Here is a 19,943-nt window from a genome sequence, read left to right as displayed (position 1 = left end):
CCAGGCACCGAGTGGTGGGGCGAAGCGTTTTTGGTTACTTTTTGCGCTCTTCAAAAAGTGACCCGCCGTAAGGGCGGAACCCTAAGCCGCCGTTACCGCAGCAACGGATATGTACTCGGTCAAACCCAAAAAAACGGTCAGCCCGAAGGCCGCCAAGCAAGCTCCTCGCCACACACCGTTGAAAGTTGTGTAGATACCCATGGCTATCGCAGGCAAGCCAGCTCCCACAGTTTTAATTCGGGTTCAATCAGTGACGCTCACCGAGCAGCACGTTTTGCTCCCGCGCGCACAGTTCCACCACGTAATCCCACAACACCCGCAACCGCACCGACTTGTGCAGCTCCCGGCGCGAGCTGATCCAGTAGCTGCGCTCAATCCCCTCCTCCGGCAACAACGGCACCAGGGCGGGATCGCCTGCCGCCATGAAGCATGGCAGCACCGCAATGCCCAACCCGGAGCGTGCCGCCTGGTGCTGGGCGATCACGCTGGTGCTGTGGAACACCACCTTGGGGTTGCGGCAAAAGCTGCTGAGGAATTTGAGCTCTTGGCTGAACAGCAGGTCGTCCACGTAATCGATCCATGCATGCGCGGCGAGGTCTTCGCGTTTTTCAATCGGTGGGTGGCGATCCAGGTAAGCCCGGCTGGCGTAGAGGGCCAGGCGGTAGTCGGTGAGCTTGCGCGTGACCAATTGATCGACGCTTGGCCGTTCGAGGTGGATGCTGATTTCCGCTTCGCGGTTGAGGATGCTGACAAAGCGCGGCACGGCCACCAGTTCCACTTCCAGCCCGGGGTAGCGTTCGAACAGCCCGCCCATGCGCCCGGCCAGGAACATCACGCCCAGCCCTTCGGCCACGCCCAGGCGAATCTTGCCCAAGGGTGCGGCGCTGTGGGTCAGTTCGTCTTCGGCCAGCAAAGCGACGTTTTCCATGGCTTCGGCGTGCTTGAGCAGGGCTTCGCCGGCCGGGGTCAGTTCATAGCCCTGGGCATGCTGGACGAACAGTGCGGTGCCGAGGCTTTTCTCGATGGCCTCGATATGCCGGGCCACGGTGGCGTGGGTGGTTTTCAGGCGTTGCGCGGCGGTGAGCAGGCGGCCACTGCGCTGCAACTCGAGAAAATACCGCAGGTCGTTCCAGTCGAACATGATGCCTCCCTTGCATGGCCTGGTCCCGCGCTGTTTAAAAACGCACAGCAGCTGGGTAAAAACTAACATTTTTAAGACGAAAACTAACAACTAGGATGGAGCCAATAAGAAAAACAAGCGAGCCCCTCAGATGCCCATTGCAACTGCTGAATACGATTACATCGTGGTAGGCGCCGGCCCCGCGGGCTGCCTGCTGGCCAATCGACTGTCCGCCGACCCCGCTCACCGCGTGCTGCTGCTCGAAGCCGGCGGCCGCGACAATTACCCCTGGATCCATATCCCCGTCGGCTACCTGTTCTGCATCGGAAACCCGCGCACCGACTGGTGCTTCAAGACCGAAGCCCAGGAAGGCCTGCAAGGCCGTGCGCTGAGTTATCCGCGAGGCAAGGTGCTGGGCGGCTGCTCGTCCATCAACGGCATGATCTACATGCGCGGCCAGGCCCAGGACTACGACGGCTGGGCGGCCGAAGGCAACCCCGGCTGGGCGTGGAAAGACGTGCTACCGCTGTTCAAGCACAGCGAAAACCATTTTGCCGGCGGCTCTGAATTCCATAGCGACGGCGGCGAATGGCGGGTCGAGCAACAACGCCTGCACTGGCCGATCCTCGATGCGTTCCGCGATGCTGCAGCGCAGAGCGGCATCGCCTCCATCAACGATTTCAACCGGGGCGACAACGAAGGTTGCGGCTACTTTCAGGTCAACCAGAAGGCCGGCGTGCGCTGGAATGCGGCCAAGGCGTTTCTCAAACCGGTGCGTCAGCGTGCCAATCTCACGGTGCTGACCGAAGTCGAAGTGGACCGCGTGCTGCTGGAAAACGGCCGCGCCTCGCAAGTGATCGGGCACCAGCATGGCCAGCAACTGAGCTGGAAGGCTCGCAAGGAAATCGTGCTGTGCGCCGGCGCCGTGGGTTCGCCGGGCATTTTGCAGCGCTCGGGCATCGGCCCTTCCAGCGTGCTCAAACCCTTGGGCATCGACGTACTGCATGAACTGCCAGGCGTCGGCGGCAACCTGCAGGACCACCTGCAACTGCGCCTGATCTACAAGCTGGAAAACGCGCGCACCCTCAACCAGATCGCCGGCACCCTGTGGGGCAAGATGGGCATGGGCCTGCGCTACCTGTATGACCGCAGCGGCCCGCTGTCGATGGCGCCCAGCCAGCTCGGCGCGTTTGCCCGTTCGGGTCCGGAACAGACTTCGGCCAACCTTGAATACCATGTACAGCCGCTGTCGCTCGAGCGTTTTGGCGAACCGCTGCACGCGTTCCCGGCGTTTACCGCCTCGGTCTGCGACCTGCGCCCGCAAAGCCGCGGGCGTATCGACATTCGCTCGGCCAACCCGGCGGATGCGCCGCTGATCCGCCCGAACTACCTCAGCCATCCGGAAGATCTGCGGGTGGCCGCCGATGCGATCCGCCTGACGCGCCGCATCGTCGCCGCGCCGGCCCTGAGCCAGTTCAAACCCGTGGAATATCTGCCGGGCGATGCGCTGCAGACCGAAGACGAACTGCATGAAGCCGCCGCACGCATCGGTACGACGATCTTCCATCCGGTCGGCACCTGCCGCATGGGCAGTGACAAAGACGCGGTGGTCGACGCCCAACTGCGCGTGCATGGCGTGCCTGGATTGCGCATTGCCGATGCGTCGATCATGCCGCGCATCACCTCCGGCAACACCTGTTCACCAACGCTGATGATCGCGGAAAAGGCCGCGCAGCTGATCCTTTCGCCGCCTACTGTAGGAGCGAGCTTGCTCGCGAAAAACGCAAAGGCAGCGCATTCACTCAGGTTTCCCGCGTAATCGTTGATGATTTTCGCGAGCAAGCTCGCTCCTACAGAAGGCGATGTAGAAATAGCGGCGCCACGGTTGGCGCCGACAGTGGAACAACAATAAATAATCACTGTGAGGGCTACCCGATGTCAGAACATGCTCAACCCTTGGGCTCGACGGTCAACACCGCCAGCATCCGCAACGACTCAAAGAAAGTCATCTTCGCCTCGTCCCTCGGGACGGTGTTCGAGTGGTATGACTTTTTTCTCTACGGCGCGCTGGCGGCGGTGATCAGCAAGCAGTTCTTTGCCGGCGTCAACGACACCACGGCGTTCATCTTCGCGCTGATGGCCTTTGCGGCCGGCTTTGTGGTGCGGCCATTCGGGGCGTTGGTGTTTGGCCGATTGGGCGACATGATCGGGCGTAAATACACCTTCCTGGTCACCATCATTCTGATGGGCGTTGCGACCTTCTGCGTCGGGCTGTTGCCGACCTATGCCAGTATCGGCATTGCGGCGCCGATCATCCTGATCGTGCTGCGCATGCTGCAAGGTCTTGCGCTGGGCGGCGAATACGGCGGCGCGGCCACCTATGTGGCCGAGCATGCGCCGGCCGGCAAGCGCGGCCTGCATACAAGCTGGATTCAATCCACCGCGACCCTCGGCCTGCTGTTGTCGTTGCTGGTGGTGCTGGCCTGCCGTTACTTTACCGGTGATCAGTTCGAGGTGTGGGGCTGGCGCATTCCGTTCCTGTTTTCCATCGTGCTGCTGGGCATTTCCACCTGGATACGCCTGAGCCTGCACGAGTCGCCCGCCTTCCTGAAGATGAAAGAGGAAGGCAAAGCGAGCAAAGCACCGATCCGCGATTCCTTTGGTAAGTGGGAAAACCTCAAGGTCGTGTTGATCGCGCTGTTCAGCATCAACGGCGGGCAAGCGGTGACTTTCTATGCGGCGCAGTTCTATGTGCTGTTCTTCCTCACCCAGTTCCTGAAGATGGACCCGGCCCTGGCCAACGTGTTGCTGATCATCAGCGTGGTGATTGGCGCGCCGTTCTTCATTTTCTTTGGTTGGCTGTCGGACAAGGTGGGACGCAAGCCGGTGTTGATGCTCGGCCTGCTGCTGGCGACCGTGCTGTACTTCCCGATCTTCAAGAGCCTGGCGCACTACACCAACCCGGCCATGGACCAGGCCAGCCGCCAGGCACCGATTACGGTACTCGCCGACCCGGCTACCTGCACCTTCCAGTTCGACCCGGTGGGCAAGGCGCGTTTTGACAGCCCCTGCGACAAGGTCAAGACCTTCCTGGTCAAGCAAGGCCTGCCCTACAGCAGCGCCGCCGCACCTGCCGGCAGCCCGGTGCAGGTCAGCGTGGGTGAAGTGCGTATCGACGGCTTTGACGAAGCGGCCCTGCGCGGCGCAGTGACCCTGGCCGGTTACCCTTCTTCGGCGAATGCGGCCCAGGTCAACAAGGTCATGGTGGTGGTACTGATCGTGGCGCTGATCCTGATAGCCGCCATGTGCTACGGCCCGCTGGCCGCGCTGATGGTGGAGCTGTTCCCGACGCGTATCCGCTACACCTCGATGTCCTTGCCCTACCACATCGGTAACGGCTGGTTCGGCGGGTTCCTGCCGACCGTGTCCTTTGCTTTGGTGGTGTACACCGGCGATATCTTCTACGGTCTGTGGTACCCGGTGGTGGTGACCGGAGTAAGCCTGGTGGTGGGGATGATTTGCCTCAAAGAAACGCGGCATGTGGATATCGATAACAACTGATCCTTCCTGGAATATTGGAAGTCCCCTGTGGGAGCGGGCTTGCCCGCGATAGCGATGGGTCAGTCATTACAACATCGACTGAACCACCGCTATCGCGGGCAAGCCCGCTCCCACATTTTGTTTTTGCGGTGCTCACACAAATTGCTGTACATCCATACAGATAATAGTTGCCCAAACGTCTCTTACTAAGCATTCTGCACAGCATCAACCCCGATCTGATGTGACGACCATGCGGCTGTACCTCTGTGAAAAACCCTCCCAGGCCAAGGATATCGCGGCCGTGCTCGGCGCCAGCCGCCGGGGCGATGGCTGCTGGCTGGGCAATGGCGTCACAGTCACCTGGTGCATCGGCCACCTGCTGGAAACCGCTCCGCCGGATGCCTACGACGCCAAGTACAAACGCTGGGTGCTGGCCGACCTGCCGATCGTCCCGGACAAGTGGAAGATGCTGGTCAAACCCAAGACCGCCAGCCAGTTCAAGGCGGTCAAGCGACTGCTGGGGGAAGCCCAGGAGCTGGTGATCGCCACCGACGCCGACCGTGAAGGCGAGATGATCGCCCGCGAGCTGGTGGAGCATTGCCGCTACCGAGGGCCGATCCAGCGGCTGTGGCTGTCGGCACTGGACGATGCCTCGATTCGCAAGGCCTTGGCGGCGCTCAAGCCAGGGGCCGAGACCTTCAGCCTGTATCACTCGGCGCTGGGCCGCTCCCGCGCCGACTGGCTGATCGGCATGAACATGAGCCGCCTGTTTACCCTGCTCGGGCGTCAATCCGGCTATCAAGGCGTGCTGCCGGTGGGCCGCGTCCAAACGCCAACCTTGCGGCTGGTGGTGGACCGCGACCGCAGCATCGCCGATTTTGTGCCGGTGGCTTACTGGGCCATCGATGTCGACCTGCGCCACGAACGCATGACTTTTACCGCTCAATGGCGTGCGGCAGAAGACGCCTGTGATGACCAGGGTCGTTGTCTCAACCCGCAACTGGCGCGGGACGCCGCTATGGCCATGGAAAACGCCGCCACCGCACAGTTGGTGAAGTTGCGAACCGAGCGCATGCGCGAAGTGGCCCCCCTGCCCTTCGACTTGGGCACGCTGCAGGAAATCTGCTCCAGGAAACTCGGCCTCGGGGCCCAGGAAACCCTCGACATTGCCCAATCCCTCTACGAAACCCACAAGGTCATCACCTACCCGCGCAGTGACTGCGGCTACTTGCCCGTGAGCCAGCACACCGAGGCGCCGAAGATTCTCGCCGCGCTGGGCCGCGCAGATACGGCGGTTGCCGACCTGATGCCGTATATCGATCCCCAGCGCCGCTCCCGGGCGTGGAACGACGCCAAGGTCAGCGCTCACCACGGCATCATCCCCACCGGGGCCGGCAAAGACGTCGGCCAACTCACCGGCAAACACCGCGCGGTCTACACGTTGATTCGCGCGCGCTATCTGGCGCAGTTCCTGCCCAACCATGAATACGACCGCACCCAGGCGGATTTCGATTGCGCGGGCCAAGCCTTGCGCGCGGTGGGTAAATTGGTGATCGAACCGGGCTGGAAGCGCGCCTTGCCCGAGGCTCTGGCGCCCATCAAGGGCCGTGAAGCACCGGCACCGCAGGCCCTGCCGATGCTGGTGCAGGGCCAGGATTATGCGGTGGCCAAGGTCAACCTCAAGGACCTGTGGACTCAGCCCCCCAAGCCCTTTACCGAAGGCGACCTCATAAAAGCGATGAAAAACGTCGCCAAGCTGGTGCAAGACCCGCTGCTCAAACAGAAACTCAAGGACACCACTGGCATCGGCACCGAGGCCACCCGCGCCGGGATTATCCAGGGCCTGCTCGACCGGGGTTACCTGGTGAAGAACGGCAAGGCCCTGTCCGCCACGCCGGCGGCGTTCAGCCTGATCGATGCGGTGCCACGGGCCATTGCAGACCCTGGCACCACCGCCATTTGGGAACAGGCGCTGGACATGGTGCAAAGCGGTGAGATGAGCCTGGAAGAGTTCGTCGCCAAGCAGGCGGCCTGGATGAGCAAGCAAGTGGCCCGCTGCAACGGCATGCGCATGACCATCACCGGTCCGGCCAGCCCGGCGGGTCGAGGCGCCACACCGTGGAAAAAGAAGCGCAAAAGTGCGCCACGCAAGACCGCCGCCGGCCCCAAGCGCGCGAAAAAACCGTCAAATGCCGGGTAAACACCGAAAAAATACGTCGAATGACGTTTTTCGACGGGTTTAACGCCGCTTTGGACCTTGCCGCAGCGTGGGCCGTCTAGGATTCTGTAGGGACCTGCTGAGCTTCTAACAACAACACCGGAGTGGCCGACATGAAAACCGTTGCACAAGTACTCAAAGCCAAGGACCAGAAAAACCAGGACGTCCACACCATCCAATGGGACCACACCGTGTTTGAAGCGCTGGTCCGGATGTCGGAGAAAAACGTCGGGGCATTGCCGGTCGTCAAGGACGGCGTGGTGGTCGGGATCATCAGCGAACGTGATTACGCACGTAAACTCATCCTCAAGGGGTTGTCGTCGGTGACCACGCGGGTCGATGACGTGATGAGTTCTCCAGTGATCACTGTTGATACCCGTAAAACTGTCGATGAATGCATGAACATCATGACCGACAGTCACTTGCGCCATCTGCCGGTGGTCGAAGACGGCAAGCTGCTTGGCCTGCTGTCCATCGGTGACCTGGTCAAGGAGGCCATTGCCGAACAGGCTGACCTGATCAAACAGCTGGAGCAGTACATTCGCGGCGAATAGGGGAAACCATGCTCGACACGCTGGAACATCAGGAGCAACACCTCGACACGCTGCATCGGGCCATGGCCGAACGGCGCTTTCTAGTGCTGACCGGAGCTGGAATCAGCACGTCGTCGGGCATTCCCGATTACCGTGACAGCGAAGGCGTGCGTCGCGGCAAGGCGCCGATGATGTACCAGGAGTTCCTTGCCACTGCGCAGGCGCGGCGCCGTTATTGGGCGCGGGCGATGCTGGGGTGGCCGAGGGTCCGCGTTGCGCAGCCGAACCAGGCACACCTGGCGCTGGCGACGTTGCAGCAACGCGAGCGTATCAGCGCTTTGATCACGCAGAACGTCGACACCCTGCATGATCAAGCCGGTAGCCATGACGTGATCGAACTGCACGGCAGCCTGCACCGGGTGCTGTGCCTGGATTGCCAGTCGCGCAGCGCGCGCGATGCAGTCCAGCGACAGCTGGAAATCGACAACCCTCACATGGTGCAAGTCCAGGCGGTGCAGGCGCCGGACGGCGACACCTTGCTCGATCCCGCCTTTGAGGAAGACTTCCGGGTGCCCCGCTGCCCCCATTGCGATGGCGAACGCCTGAAGCCGGATGTGGTGTTTTTTGGTGAGAACGTAGCGCCCGCGACAGCGGCCCGGGCGATGGCGGCGGTGGAAAATGCGCAGGGCTTGTTGGTGGTGGGCTCGTCGCTGATGGCTTATTCGGCGTTTCGCTTGTGCAAGGCGATGGTCGAGCAAGGCAAGCCGGTGATGGCCATCAACCTGGGCAAGACCCGCGGGGATGAGTTGTTGCAGGTGAAGATCGAGGCCTCCTGCGAGCAGCTGTTGCCGCTGCTTGCTGCCCGATTCGAATAGAAAGAACCCCCACAAATCAGTGTGGGAGCTGGCTTGCCTGCGATAGCGTTGAATCAGTTGGCGAATGCTTGGCTGACACACCGCTATCGCAGGCAAGCCAGCTCCCACAGAGTCTTGTGCTGAATTGGCCGCCGAATCCTGCGACCCACCGCGCAAAAAATGACGCCCAAGTCACGTTTTTACGCATGTTCGCGTCCTCACGTAAAATTATGTAGTGAACAAAAATAATCACTACATAATTGTTGACGTAACGTTTTAGTCCTTGCATGATCTAGACGTCTCCCGGATCGGGAGCGTAGGCAACAAGCGTTTTGAAAGAGCTCGTCTGACCGCCGAGCTGTTTTTTCCGGATGTGCACTGCCCACAAGGCGGATTGATGAAGCTGACCGTCCTGAATGGATCGGTACAAGGAGCTCGAATGCTGCTTGTCTTCGTTATGAAAGCATTGCGTAGCAGTTCATCAGCAAGACTACATGCATCAGGTTCAAGACCCTGCCCGTATTCGGCAGACCGTCGCTGACGCCCGGTTTTCGGAACCGGAGACATCTAAGCAGTTTTAACGAATCAATTGATAGATCGCCAACTGGTCAAGGGGCTTACACATGAATCTGAACAACCAACCAACTATCGATGAATTGGCTGAGATGTTCGCAGCGCAGAAAGACACACTCGACGACCATATCCTGTGGATTGGCAAATCGGGCGAAGTCCAACTTGACTGCCTGGCGCCCCACACCGAAGAAGCCGAATTTGACCGTAATAACCGTGAGCTGGCGGCGCGCCTGAAGATGTACCGCCGAGGCCAGGGTTATGTCGGCAAGAAGGCGGCTGCCGATCGTAACTTCATCGAACATGTCTTCGACACACTTAACAATGCCTGGGCATCTTTTAAGGACAGCTCGCAAGTTAAAGTGATCGACCGCTACTACTAAGCAATACACGACAATAAATGTGGGAGCTGGCTTGCCAGCTCCCACACTTTTTTGGCGAGCTTAAAAAGTTGGAAACCGGCCCTGTGCCGCTTCATCCTGGAAGATATCAAACAACGCCTGCGCTGCCGCCGACAATTCGTGCCCCGGCTTGGTCAGCACACCAATCGGCCGCTGGATCACCGGACCGTTCAGGGTGATGCAATGGGCACCCGCCTCTTCCATCTGTCGCGCGCACAACGCAGGTACGGCGCTGACACCAAGGCCGCAGGCAACCATCTTTCCGACCGTTGCCAGTTGATGGCTTTCCAGGGCCACCGGCAGCTTCATCTGCAAGGCACCCAAGTGTTCCTCCAACATGACCCGCACCGTGGACGGCCGCTGCAAGGTGATGAACGGTTGTTCCAGCAAGGTTTTCCAATCGACCTCGGCACAGTGCGCCAGGGGCGAGTCCCCCGGAACGACCGCAATAAAGCGGTCCAGGTACAGCGGGGTAAACGCCAGCGATGAACCTTCAGAGGGCTCGAACGCCACGCCCAGCTCCACCTGCCGATCGCGCACCATTTCCAGTACTTGCTCATTGATCAAGTCGTGCACGGTGACATTCACCTGCGGGTAACGCGCACGGAATATCTTCAGGATCGGCGGCAGCAAGTTGCCTGCAAATGACGGCATCGCAGCGACGGTGACGCGCCCGCGTTGCAGGGTGAAGCGCTGGCGCAACTCGTCTTCGGCGTTGTCCCAGTCGGCAATCAGGCGGCGTGCCAGGGGCAGCAGGGATTCTCCTTCAGGGGTCAGCGCTACGTTTCGTGTATTACGGCTGAACAGGCGCCCGCCCAGCCCCTCTTCCAGGCCCTTGATCGTCAGGCTCAGCGCCGATTGGGAAAGGTGCAGGCGCTCGCACGCGGCGGCAAAACTCAGGCTCTGGGCCACTGCGAGAAAGGCGCGCATTTGTTTGACGGTCATGGCGGTGCTCCGGCGCGGGTCAACTATGCTGTTTTTTAAATCAATCAACCTTAAAAAACAACTTAACAAATAAATCCGTCGGAGCAACACTCGGTTCATTGCTGGCCGACAAACAATAAAAGAGGTGCATATGGCAGGTTTCGATAAACGCGTGGCGTCCTATGAAGAAGCCCTGGCAGGCCTGGAAGATGGTATGACCGTGCTCGCGGGCGGTTTTGGCCTGTGCGGCATTCCGGAAAACCTGATCAACGAGATCAAGCGCAAAGGCACCCGCGACCTGACGGTGGTTTCCAACAACTGCGGCGTTGATGGTTTCGGCCTGGGCGTGCTGCTGGAAGAAAAGCAGATCCGCAAGGTCATCGCTTCCTACGTGGGTGAAAATGCCCTGTTCGAGAAGCAATTGCTCAGCGGCGAGATCGAAGTGGTGCTGACGCCTCAAGGCACCCTGGCTGAAAAAATGCGCGCAGGCGGCGCCGGCATCCCGGCGTTCTTTACCGCCACCGGCGTCGGCACTCCGGTTGCCGAAGGCAAGGAAACCCGCGAATTCAACGGTCGCCCCTATTTGATGGAAGAGTCGATCACCGGCGACTTCGCCATCGTCAAAGGCTGGAAAGCCGATCACTTCGGCAACGTCATCTACCGTCACACCGCCCAGAACTTCAACCCGCTGGCCGCCACCGCCGGCAAGATCACCGTGGTCGAAGTCGAGGAAATCGTCGAACCGGGCGAGCTCGACCCGGCGCAGATCCACACCCCTGGCATCTACGTCGACCGGATCATCTGCGGCACCTTCGAGAAGCGCATCGAACAGCGCACCGTCCGCAAATAATCCAGCGCACATAATAAGAGGAACAGCACAATGGCTCTTACCCGCGAACAAATGGCACAGCGCGTCGCCCGCGAAATGCAGGACGGTTTCTACGTCAACCTCGGCATCGGCATTCCGACCTTGGTGGCCAACTACATTCCCGAAGGCATGGAAGTCATGCTGCAATCGGAAAACGGCCTGCTCGGCATGGGACCTTTTCCGACCGAAGACACCATCGATGCCGACATGATCAACGCCGGCAAGCAAACCGTCACCGCACGGATCGGCGCCTCGATCTTCTCTTCCGCCGAGTCCTTCGCGATGATTCGCGGCGGCCACGTCGACCTTACCGTGCTGGGCGCGTTTGAAGTGGACGTACACGGCAACATCGCTTCGTGGATGATCCCCGGCAAACTGGTCAAAGGCATGGGCGGCGCCATGGACCTGGTGGCCGGTGCGGAAAACATCATCGTGATCATGACCCATGCGTCCAAGGACGGTGAGTCCAAGCTGCTCAGCCAATGCAGCCTGCCATTGACCGGCGCGAACTGCATCAAGCGTGTGCTGACGGACCTGGCGTACCTGGAAATCGAAAATGGCGCTTTTGTCCTCAAGGAACGCGCACCTGGCGTTAGCGTTGAAGAGATTGTGAGCAAGACCGCCGGTAAACTGATCGTCCCGGACCACGTTCCAGAAATGCACTTCGAGTGAGGACAGAATTCATGCAAGACGTCGTGATTGTCGCTGCCACCCGCACCGCCGTGGGCAGCTTCCAGGGTTCGCTGGCGAATATTCCGGCGCCGGAACTGGGCGCCGCCGTGATCCGTCGCCTCTTGGAACAGACCGGCCTGGACCCGGCCCAGGTCGATGAAGTGATCCTCGGTCAGGTACTTACCGCCGGCAGCGGCCAGAACCCGGCGCGCCAGGCCTCCATCCTGGCCGGCCTGCCCCACGCGGTGCCCAGCCTGACCTTGAACAAGGTCTGCGGCTCGGGCCTCAAGGCGCTGCACCTGGGCGCCCAGGCCATTCGTTGCGGCGATGCCGAGGTAGTCATCGCCGGCGGCATGGAAAACATGAGCCTGGCCCCCTACGTATTACCCGCCGCGCGCACCGGTTTGCGCATGGGCCACGCCAAGATGATCGACAGCATGATCACCGACGGCCTGTGGGACGCGTTCAACGATTACCACATGGGGATCACCGCCGAGAACCTGGTGGACAAGTACGGCATCAGCCGTGAAGCGCAGGACGCATTCGCCGCGGCCTCCCAGCAGAAAGCGATCGCCGCTATCGAAGCGGGCCGTTTCGTCGACGAGATTACGCCAATCCTGATTCCCCAGCGCAAAGGCGACCCGGTGGCCTTCGCCGTGGATGAGCAGCCGCGCGCCGGCACCACCGCCGAATCCCTGGCCAAGCTCAAACCGGCGTTCAAGAAAGACGGCAGCGTGACCGCGGGCAACGCTTCGAGCCTCAATGACGGTGCCGCTGCGGTGCTGTTGATGAGCGCCGACAAAGCCAAGGCCCTGGGCCTGCCTGTTCTGGCACGCATCGCCAGTTACGCCAATGCCGGCGTCGACCCAGCCATCATGGGCATCGGCCCGGTCTCGGCCACCCGCCGCTGCCTGGACAAAGCCGGTTGGAGCCTGGGTGACCTGGACCTGATCGAAGCCAACGAAGCTTTCGCCGCGCAATCCCTGGCGGTGGGCAAAGAGCTGGAATGGGACGCCGAGAAGGTCAACGTCAACGGCGGCGCCATCGCCATTGGCCACCCCATCGGCGCTTCAGGCTGCCGCGTGCTGGTGACCCTGCTGCATGAAATGATCAGGCGCGACGCCAGGAAAGGCCTGGCCACACTGTGCATCGGCGGCGGCCAAGGCGTAGCCCTCGCCCTCGAACGCAGCTGACTGTGGAGCGATAACGAGCAATATGGAAAGGGCCTGGTTCCACGAAAACCAGGCCTTTTCTTTGCGCGGTATTCCTTAAAAACGCAACCCAAATGTGGGAGCTGGCTTGCCTGCGATGGCGATATACCTGTACCAAATGCTTAAGCTGACCCACCACCATCGCAGGCAAGCCAGCTCCCACCTCAGACCCCAATCGTCAGTCAGCACGCGGCACGGCAAACACCGCACTCGCCCGCACCACCACCTTATCCCCCACTTGCACACTCACCGTGGCAAACGCCATCTGCCGCCCGCGCTTGTGATGTTCCAGCCGCACTACAATCCATTCCCCGACCTGCACTGCCCCCAGGTAATCCAAGGTCATGCTTGCGGTAATCAACGGTAACGGCGGCTCACTGGAAAACGCCATCGCGTAGCCCATGCCGACATCCGCCAGGGTCGCCAATACGCCGCCGTGCACCGTACCGCGGCCGTTGGCATGGCGATTGTCGGCGCGCAGGCCAATTTCCAGATGCAGGCCTTCGCCCCGGCAATACGCCGGGCCCAGCAGATCAAGCAGGGGACTGCTGCGGGGCAATGAGACAAAACCTTCGGGAACGGCGTGGGCGATCATGGCGAGTTCTTCCTTGGAATCGGAATCGAGGTGTACTCCAGCCCCCAGGCTGCAGCCATCACCATCAACCACGCAAATCCCTCGCAATGCCCTGCAGTAATCCTCTAGAACCGCTTTACCCACTCAGCGCTTCATACAGCGCTGATACCGTTCATCCACGCGCTTGGCAAACCACGCCGTGGTGAGGTTGCGGGTGATCTTGGGGCTCTTGAGCACGATGCCCGGCAGGATCGCCCGCGGCATCGGCTTGCCGGCAGCTTTGTCGGCGAGTGCAAATACACGCTTGTAGAGGGTAGTCTCTTCAAAATCCGGTTGCTCGCCCTGCTCCAATTGGCTGCGGATACTCGGGTTGCGCATATCCAGCTTCGGTCCGAGGGAACGCACCGCCAGTTCAGTGGTGCCGGGCAGCAATGAACCGTAGCGGATCAAATCCCCATCCAGCGCCAGCTCGGTGCCCGATGCGCGGCTGACGGCGGCCTGGAATGCGGCATTGCGGCTGGCGTACCACCCGGCATTGAAGTCGGCGAAGCGATACAGCGGTTGATCGTAGTTCACCGGGTAGCCGAGCAAATGCGCGATACCGAAGTACATACCGCCACGGCGGGTGAATACTTCGCGACGAATAGTGCCGTCAACCGTGTAGGGATAACCCCGTGCCTGCTTCTGTGCAAAGTCGATGCTGACCTGCATCGGGCCGGCGGTATGCACCGGGTTGAAACCGCCAAACAGGGTGTTGCCCAACGGCACCATGCTGATGAAGTCATCGAAGATGCCGCTCAGGTCCCTTTCCGTGCGTGCTGCACTCAAGCGGTCGGCGTATGTCTTGCCGGTGGGCGAGCGCAACTGAAGTGCGCTGCGCACAACAAACGCCGGCACGTGGATTTTGCCGGCACGGCGCAGGATCTCGTCCTGGGCAATCTTGCCCATGTTCGGCACGGGCGGGTCCACCTGGAAAGTGGATTCCTGCTCGGTCACCGCCAGCACGGCGCAGATATTCTCGGTGCTGGGGTAGATTTTCTGGGTGTCGAAGGCGGTGTAGATGTCCTGGGCCCAACCATTGCGGTCCGGCACCTTGGCCGGCAGCAGGCGCACGACCTGCGCCTTCACCTCGGCCTCGCTGCGCTCCGGCTGTTGCGGGTTGCGCGTTGTGGAGCAACCGGCCAGGACCAATAACGAGAAAAGTAAAAGGGATAGATGGGACGAAGACATGCAAAGCTTCCTGGGCAGCGGAGCTGGAATACTACCTCACAAACGATGCAGGTAAATGTGGGAGCTGGCTTGCCTGCGATACACATAGGTATCTACATATCATTGTAGTGAGCGGGCTTGTCCCGCGCTGGGTGGCGAAGCCGCCCCAATAAGGACACCGCAGTGTTCCAGATGAAACCAGATCGTCTGGTTTGGGGCGGCTTCGCCACCCAGCGCGGGACAAGCCCGCTCACTACAGGGAGATTTTTTTGCCTTTGAAAGTTGTGTAGATACCTATGCTGCGATACAGGCACCTCGGTCTTTTCAGTGATACCGAGGTGATGCTATCGCAGGCAAGCCAGCTCCCACAGTTGATTTGCGGTGCGCGTCAGATCCCGGCCAGCGCCAAGTCCATCGCAAAGTAGGTGAAGATCAGGTCCGCACCCGCACGCTTGATCGAGCCCAACGTTTCGCGCACCACACGGTCTTCATCAATCGCCCCGGCCTGGGCGCCGAACTTGATCATCGCGTACTCACCGCTGACCTGATACGCCGCCACCGGCAGGCGCGAGGCTTCGCGAATATCGCGGATGATGTCGAGGTAGGCCCCCGCCGGCTTGACCATCAGCGCGTCCGCGCCTTCCTGTTCGTCCAGCAGCGATTCGCGCACGGCTTCGCGGCGGTTCATCGGGTTCATCTGGTAGCTTTTGCGGTCGCCCTTGAGCGCGCTGCCGCCGGCTTCGCGGAACGGGCCGTAGAGCGCCGAGGCGAATTTGGTGGAGTACGCCATGATCGGGATATGGGTGAACCCCGCCTCATCCAGGGCGCGGCGGATCGCCTGGACCTGGCCGTCCATCGCCGCCGAAGGGGCGATCACATCGGCACCGGCGCGGGCGGCGGCCACGGCTTGCCTGCCGAGGTTGACCAGGGTCGCATCGTTATCGACATGGGCGCCGTGCATCACGCCGCAATGGCCATGATCGGTGTATTCACAGAAGCAGGTATCGGACATCACGATCATTTCCGGCACGGCGTCCTTGATGGTCGAGGACATGCGCGAGACCAGGCCGCGTTCTTTCCAGGTGTCGCTGCCGCTGGCGTCCAGGTGGTGGGACACACCAAAGGTCATCACCGACTTGATGCCGGCACGCGCATAACGCTCGATCTCGGCGGCCAGCTTCTTTTCCGGGATGCGCTGCACGCCTGGCATGCTGGTGATCGGCACGAAGTCATCGATTTCTTCTTCGACAAAAATCGGCAACACCAGGTCGTTAAGGGTGAACTCGCTTTCCTGGAACAGGCCACGCAGCTCCGGGGAGCGGCGCAGGCGGCGTGGACGGGCTTGGGGGAACTGACTGGTCATGGCTTTCCTGGATAAAGGTCAACACTTTGGGACGAAGCTTATGCCCCCAGGCACCGGCAACACAAACCCGGAGGGCCCAACAGTGTATTGCGCGGCCCGTAACAATTCATTGATCTAGAGCCGTAGACGCCCTTCGATGCACACCGCCACCGCGCCGCCCACCCAGATGTCTTCGCCCTGGCGTTCGACCCGGATGCGCCCTGCCCGGCCCAGAACCGTGCCCTGGCTGACCACATAGCACTCCGGCACCAGGCCTTCGGCCAGCAGCCATTGCGCCACACCAGCGTTCAGGCTACCGGTGGCCGGGTCCTCCTGGGCGCCGTCGCCGGCGATGAAGGCACGGACTTCAAATTGCGCATCCATGTCGTCCCGCGCAGGGTCGCAGGGGGCAATCACACCCACCGCCAGCCCCAACAGCTGCGAGTAATCGGGTTGTAAAGACAGGACCTGGCGACGATCGGCCAACATCACGGCCAGCCAGCCCGCGCCATTATCGACCCATTGGCTGCGCAGAATCTCTTCGGGCGCCAGGCCCAAGGCCAGGCGCACGCGTTCCAGCACAGGCGCTTCGACCGGGCCTGAGCGCAACAACGGCGGCGCGATAAACGCCAGCTCATCGCCCTGGCGCCGGATACGCACCAGGCCAATCTCGCATTCCTGGATAATTTCCTCGCCTTTGGCGATGCCGCCTGCCTGCAGCCAGGCATGGCAACTGCCCAGCGTCGGATGCCCGGCAAACGGCAGTTCCGTCAGGGTGGTGAAAATGCGCACCCTGTAGTCAGCCCTGGGATCACGCGGGGTCAGCAAAAACGTGGTTTCACTGAGGTTGGTCCAGTTGGCGAAGTCCGCCATCTGCTGGTCGGTCAGGCTGTCGGCGCCGAACACCACCGCCAACGGGTTGCCCTTGAGCGGTACGCTGCTGAATACGTCCAGCTGTTTGAAATCGAAAATCGGCATGCTTCAGCTCGGAATCGTCAGGCCACGGATCACCGCCGGCCGTGCGACGAAACCGTCCAGCGCGCGCAGTACATTGGGGAAGTCGGCGATGCCTACCAGGTCACCGGATTCGTAGAAACCGATCAGGTTGCGGATCCATGGAAAGGTGGCGATGTCGGCGATGCTGTAGTCGTCGCCCATGATCCAGGTGCGGCCCAGCAGGCGTTTTTCCAGCACGCCCAGCAGACGTCGGGATTCGGCGGCGTAACGGTCACGGGGGCGTTTGTCTTCGTAGGCCTTGCCGGCGAATTTGTTGAAAAAACCCAACTGGCCGAACATCGGCCCGATACCGCCCATCTGGAACATCAGCCACTGAAGCGTCTCATAGCGGCTCGCCGGGTCTTCGGACAGCAGTTGGCTGGTTTTCTCCGCCAGATAGATCAGGATCGCGCCGGACTCGAACAACGCCAGGGGCTGGCCGCCGGGGCCATTGGGGTCGATGATCGCGGGGATCTTGTTGTTGGGGTTCAGCGACAGGAATTCGGCGGACAACTGGTCCTGGGTCTCGAAGCTGACCTTGTGTGCTTCGTAGGGCAGGCCCAGCTCTTCGAGCATGATCGATACTTTTACCCCGTTGGGGGTCGGCAGCGAGTACAGTTGCAACCGCTCGGGATGCCGGGCGGGCCATTTGCTGTTGATCGGGAACGCGGCAAGTGGGTTCATCGCAGGGACCTCGGTGGAAAGTGCCCATCATAGTCATCTGCCGGGCGTCCTGCTTGGGTCATCAATACGCAACAAGCGCCGGCTAAAATCCGGCGTGGGCGAACCAATAGGCCCACGCGCACTCTTAAGTGCGCTCAACGGTGAATGGAGACGACGCGCTACATCGACAGGGAACACCGCAGGACGCCGGATGCGTCACTGGGGCCGGGCTTGTCCGCCTTAATCCGATGCACTGAAGACGCGATAACAATGACCCTCAAACCCCTGAGCCTTGCGCTGCGCCTGAAACGATATTCATACATCATGTTGCCGCTGCTACTGGCAGGCGGCGCTATCGGCCTGACCCTGGAGTCGCGCACCAGCCGCGCCGAACAAGTCGACGGCGTGCAAACCCTGATATTCCTGCGCCACGGTGAGAAACCCGCCGGCGGCCTGGGCCAGCTCAACTGCCAGGGCCTCAACCGCGCGATGAACCTGGCCACCCTGCTGCCGGAAAAATTCGGCAATGCCGATTTCGTATTTGCCGCCAACCCGACGCGTAATGTGGAAGAAGGCGAGCTGGACAATTCCTACAGCTACATTCGCCCACTGATGACCATCAGCCCCAGCGCCATCAAGCTCGGCCTGCCGGTGAACATCAAGTTTTCCGCCAACGACACCAGCGCCCTCGCCGACGAGTTGGTGGAAGACAAGTACCACAACGCCACGATCTACACCGCCTGGTCCCACGGCTACTTGCCGGAGTTGATCAACAAGGTGGCCAGCGAAGCCTCTGGCGAAAAGCACACCATCACCGACGATTGGTCCGGCAGCGACTACGACACCTTGTACGTGCTGACATTGACCTGGCACAACGGCAAGGCCTCACTGCTCAGCCGCAATTACAAGCAAGGCTTGAACGACGGCGACGAAAGCTGCCCGGAACCAACACAGGTGAGTGCAGATAGCTGACAGCGTATGATGCGCCGCTATCGACTCATTCGCGGATCATCACCATGCCCGACCTCATGTCCTCCCAGCCCAACCGGGGCTGGTCCTTCTGGTGGAAACCGGCACTGTTCCTGCTGGTCGCCTGCGTCGGCCTCTACTATGTGAAGTGGTCGCCCTACTACCTCAAGGCCTTTGTTGCCGCTGACAACCACAGCATCGGCGCCTCGATCCTCAATGATCAACAAAGCTCGCCCCTGGCGGCGGCGCTGGCCTATGCGCAGGTGTATTTCCTGGCGATCTGGAAAGCCGCGGTGTTGGCGGTGATCCTCGGTTCGCTGCTGCAGGTGCTGATCCCCCGTGACTGGCTGCTGCGTCTGTTCGGGCGTGCCGGGCTGGGCTCGACCCTGCGCGGCGGGCTGTTCGCCTTGCCGGGGATGATGTGCAGTTGCTGCGCGGCGCCGGTGGCGGCGGGTATGCGGCGCCAGCAGGTGTCGGTGGGCGCGGCGCTGGCTTTCTGGATCGCCAACCCGGTATTGAACCCGGCCACCCTGGTGTTCATGGGCTTTGTGCTGGGTTGGGGCTTTACCGCGTTGCGGTTGGTGGCGGGGATCGTGCTGGTGGTGGGCGTGTCGCTGGTGGCACAACGCATCGCGCGCCCCGACCAGGTGCCGGAAGCCGCACTGGATGCGGTCACCGAGGCCAGCACCGTCGAGTCGCAACCGTTCCTGAGCCGCTGGCTGCGCACCCTGTGGCAACTGTTCTGGAGCACCATCCCGATTTACATCCTGGCGGTGCTGATCCTGGGCGCGGCGCGGGTCTGGCTGTTCCCCCATGTGGATGGCGCCATGACCAACAGCCTGGTGTGGCTGGTGCCGCTGGCCATTGTCGGCACGCTGTTCGTGATTCCTACGGCGGCGGAGATTCCCATCGTACAAACCATGATGACCCTGGGCATGGGCGCCGGCCCGGCGGTGGCCCTGCTGATGACCCTGCCGAGCGTGAGCCTGCCGTCGCTGTTGATGCTGCGCAAGGACTTTGATGCGCGGGTGCTGGTGACGGTGGCGGGGTTGACGATGTTGGTGGGGGTGGTGTGCGGGTTGATCGGGGCGGTGGTCCTTTAGGTTTCGGGTGAGGCTCAGGGCCTCATCGCAGCATGGGTATCTACACAACTTTTTTAAGGCATGCGAGCATCTGTAGTGAGCGGGCTTGTCCCGCGCTGGGCTGCGAAGCGGCCCCAAACCAGGCGACTTGGATTTATCTGGAACTCTGCGGAGTATTTATTGGGGCGGCTTCGCCA

18 protein-coding genes are annotated in these 19,943 nt (G+C 61.2%); 11 read left to right on the top strand and 7 right to left on the bottom strand.

All coding sequences use genetic code 11. From position 1 onward, the window contains the following. Positions 1–247 precede the first annotated feature (247 nt). Positions 248–1,141 (bottom strand): LysR family transcriptional regulator, encoded by an 894-nt coding sequence (locus BLL36_RS29575; RefSeq protein ID WP_076955125.1) that lies wholly within the window; start codon positions 1,139–1,141, stop codon positions 248–250. A gap of 130 nt (positions 1,142–1,271) precedes the next feature. Between BLL36_RS29575 and BLL36_RS29570 the strand changes: the two genes are divergently transcribed. The 6 genes from BLL36_RS29570 (at position 1,272) to BLL36_RS29545 (ending at position 9,218) form a co-directional block, all read left to right on the top strand. Next, positions 1,272–2,939, top strand: a complete 1,668-nt coding sequence (locus BLL36_RS29570) for a GMC family oxidoreductase (RefSeq protein ID WP_076955124.1) — start codon at positions 1,272–1,274, stop codon at positions 2,937–2,939. Between the two features lie 116 nt (positions 2,940–3,055). Further along, positions 3,056–4,681, top strand: a complete 1,626-nt coding sequence (locus BLL36_RS29565) for an MFS transporter (protein ID WP_076955123.1) — start codon at positions 3,056–3,058, stop codon at positions 4,679–4,681. A 229-nt stretch (positions 4,682–4,910) separates the two neighbouring features. After that, positions 4,911–6,860: a DNA topoisomerase III gene (locus tag BLL36_RS29560; protein WP_076955122.1), complete on the top strand. Its 1,950-nt coding sequence runs from the start codon at positions 4,911–4,913 to the stop codon at positions 6,858–6,860. Positions 6,861–6,991: 131 nt separating this feature from the next. Further along, entirely contained in the window at positions 6,992–7,432 is a 441-nt protein-coding gene (locus tag BLL36_RS29555; RefSeq protein ID WP_076955121.1) for a CBS domain-containing protein, read from the top strand. 8 nt (positions 7,433–7,440) lie between these two features. After that, on the top strand, positions 7,441–8,286 hold the full coding sequence (locus BLL36_RS29550; RefSeq protein WP_076955120.1) for an NAD-dependent protein deacetylase: 846 nt from the start codon (positions 7,441–7,443) through the stop codon (positions 8,284–8,286). A gap of 602 nt (positions 8,287–8,888) precedes the next feature. Then, on the top strand, positions 8,889–9,218 hold the full coding sequence (locus BLL36_RS29545; protein WP_076955119.1) for a hypothetical protein: 330 nt from the start codon (positions 8,889–8,891) through the stop codon (positions 9,216–9,218). 60 nt (positions 9,219–9,278) lie between these two features. On the opposite strand, the gene BLL36_RS29540 is transcribed toward BLL36_RS29545, so the two are convergent. Then, on the bottom strand, positions 9,279–10,181 hold the full coding sequence (locus BLL36_RS29540) for a LysR family transcriptional regulator (RefSeq protein WP_076955118.1): 903 nt from the start codon (positions 10,179–10,181) through the stop codon (positions 9,279–9,281). A 130-nt stretch (positions 10,182–10,311) separates the two neighbouring features. Here BLL36_RS29540 and BLL36_RS29535 point away from each other — a divergent pair, with 130 nt between their 5' ends. From BLL36_RS29535 to BLL36_RS29525, 3 genes are read left to right on the top strand one after another with little or no spacing between them, the layout of a single operon-like run. Continuing rightward, positions 10,312–11,010, top strand: coding sequence for a CoA transferase subunit A (locus BLL36_RS29535; protein ID WP_076955117.1), 699 nt, complete (start codon positions 10,312–10,314; stop codon positions 11,008–11,010). A gap of 30 nt (positions 11,011–11,040) precedes the next feature. Continuing rightward, on the top strand, positions 11,041–11,700 hold the full coding sequence (locus BLL36_RS29530; protein ID WP_076955116.1) for a CoA transferase subunit B: 660 nt from the start codon (positions 11,041–11,043) through the stop codon (positions 11,698–11,700). Positions 11,701–11,711: 11 nt separating this feature from the next. Then, positions 11,712–12,893, top strand: a complete 1,182-nt coding sequence (locus BLL36_RS29525; protein ID WP_076955115.1) for an acetyl-CoA C-acetyltransferase — start codon at positions 11,712–11,714, stop codon at positions 12,891–12,893. A gap of 196 nt (positions 12,894–13,089) precedes the next feature. On the opposite strand, the gene BLL36_RS29520 is transcribed toward BLL36_RS29525, so the two are convergent. The 5 genes from BLL36_RS29520 to BLL36_RS29500 form a co-directional block, all read right to left on the bottom strand. After that, the gene (locus BLL36_RS29520) at positions 13,090–13,506 is read right to left on the bottom strand and encodes a PaaI family thioesterase (RefSeq protein ID WP_076955114.1); all 417 of its coding nucleotides are present in this window, start codon (positions 13,504–13,506) and stop codon (positions 13,090–13,092) included. A 123-nt stretch (positions 13,507–13,629) separates the two neighbouring features. After that, on the bottom strand, positions 13,630–14,715 hold the full coding sequence (locus BLL36_RS29515; protein ID WP_076955113.1) for a DUF1615 domain-containing protein: 1,086 nt from the start codon (positions 14,713–14,715) through the stop codon (positions 13,630–13,632). 367 nt (positions 14,716–15,082) lie between these two features. Then, positions 15,083–16,057 carry a porphobilinogen synthase gene (gene hemB, locus BLL36_RS29510; RefSeq protein ID WP_076955112.1) on the bottom strand — a complete coding sequence of 325 codons (975 nt, stop codon included), beginning with the start codon at positions 16,055–16,057 and terminating at the stop codon, positions 15,083–15,085. A 114-nt stretch (positions 16,058–16,171) separates the two neighbouring features. Beyond that, on the bottom strand, positions 16,172–17,014 hold the full coding sequence (locus tag BLL36_RS29505; protein WP_076955111.1) for a PhzF family phenazine biosynthesis protein: 843 nt from the start codon (positions 17,012–17,014) through the stop codon (positions 16,172–16,174). Positions 17,015–17,017: 3 nt separating this feature from the next. Next, on the bottom strand, positions 17,018–17,716 hold the full coding sequence (locus BLL36_RS29500) for a glutathione S-transferase N-terminal domain-containing protein (RefSeq protein WP_076955110.1): 699 nt from the start codon (positions 17,714–17,716) through the stop codon (positions 17,018–17,020). A 249-nt stretch (positions 17,717–17,965) separates the two neighbouring features. Between BLL36_RS29500 and BLL36_RS29495 the strand changes: the two genes are divergently transcribed. Then, positions 17,966–18,667, top strand: a complete 702-nt coding sequence (locus tag BLL36_RS29495; protein ID WP_076955109.1) for a histidine phosphatase family protein — start codon at positions 17,966–17,968, stop codon at positions 18,665–18,667. A 44-nt stretch (positions 18,668–18,711) separates the two neighbouring features. Then, positions 18,712–19,767, top strand: a complete 1,056-nt coding sequence (locus BLL36_RS29490; RefSeq protein WP_076955108.1) for a permease — start codon at positions 18,712–18,714, stop codon at positions 19,765–19,767. Positions 19,768–19,943: the final 176 nt, after the last annotated feature.

This window comes from Pseudomonas cedrina subsp. cedrina (assembly GCF_001983175.1).
Classification (GTDB): Bacteria; Pseudomonadota; Gammaproteobacteria; order Pseudomonadales; family Pseudomonadaceae; genus Aquipseudomonas; species Aquipseudomonas cedrina.
Note: the sequence above shows the minus strand (reverse complement) of the source record. Positions and strands in the feature narration are given on the sequence as shown.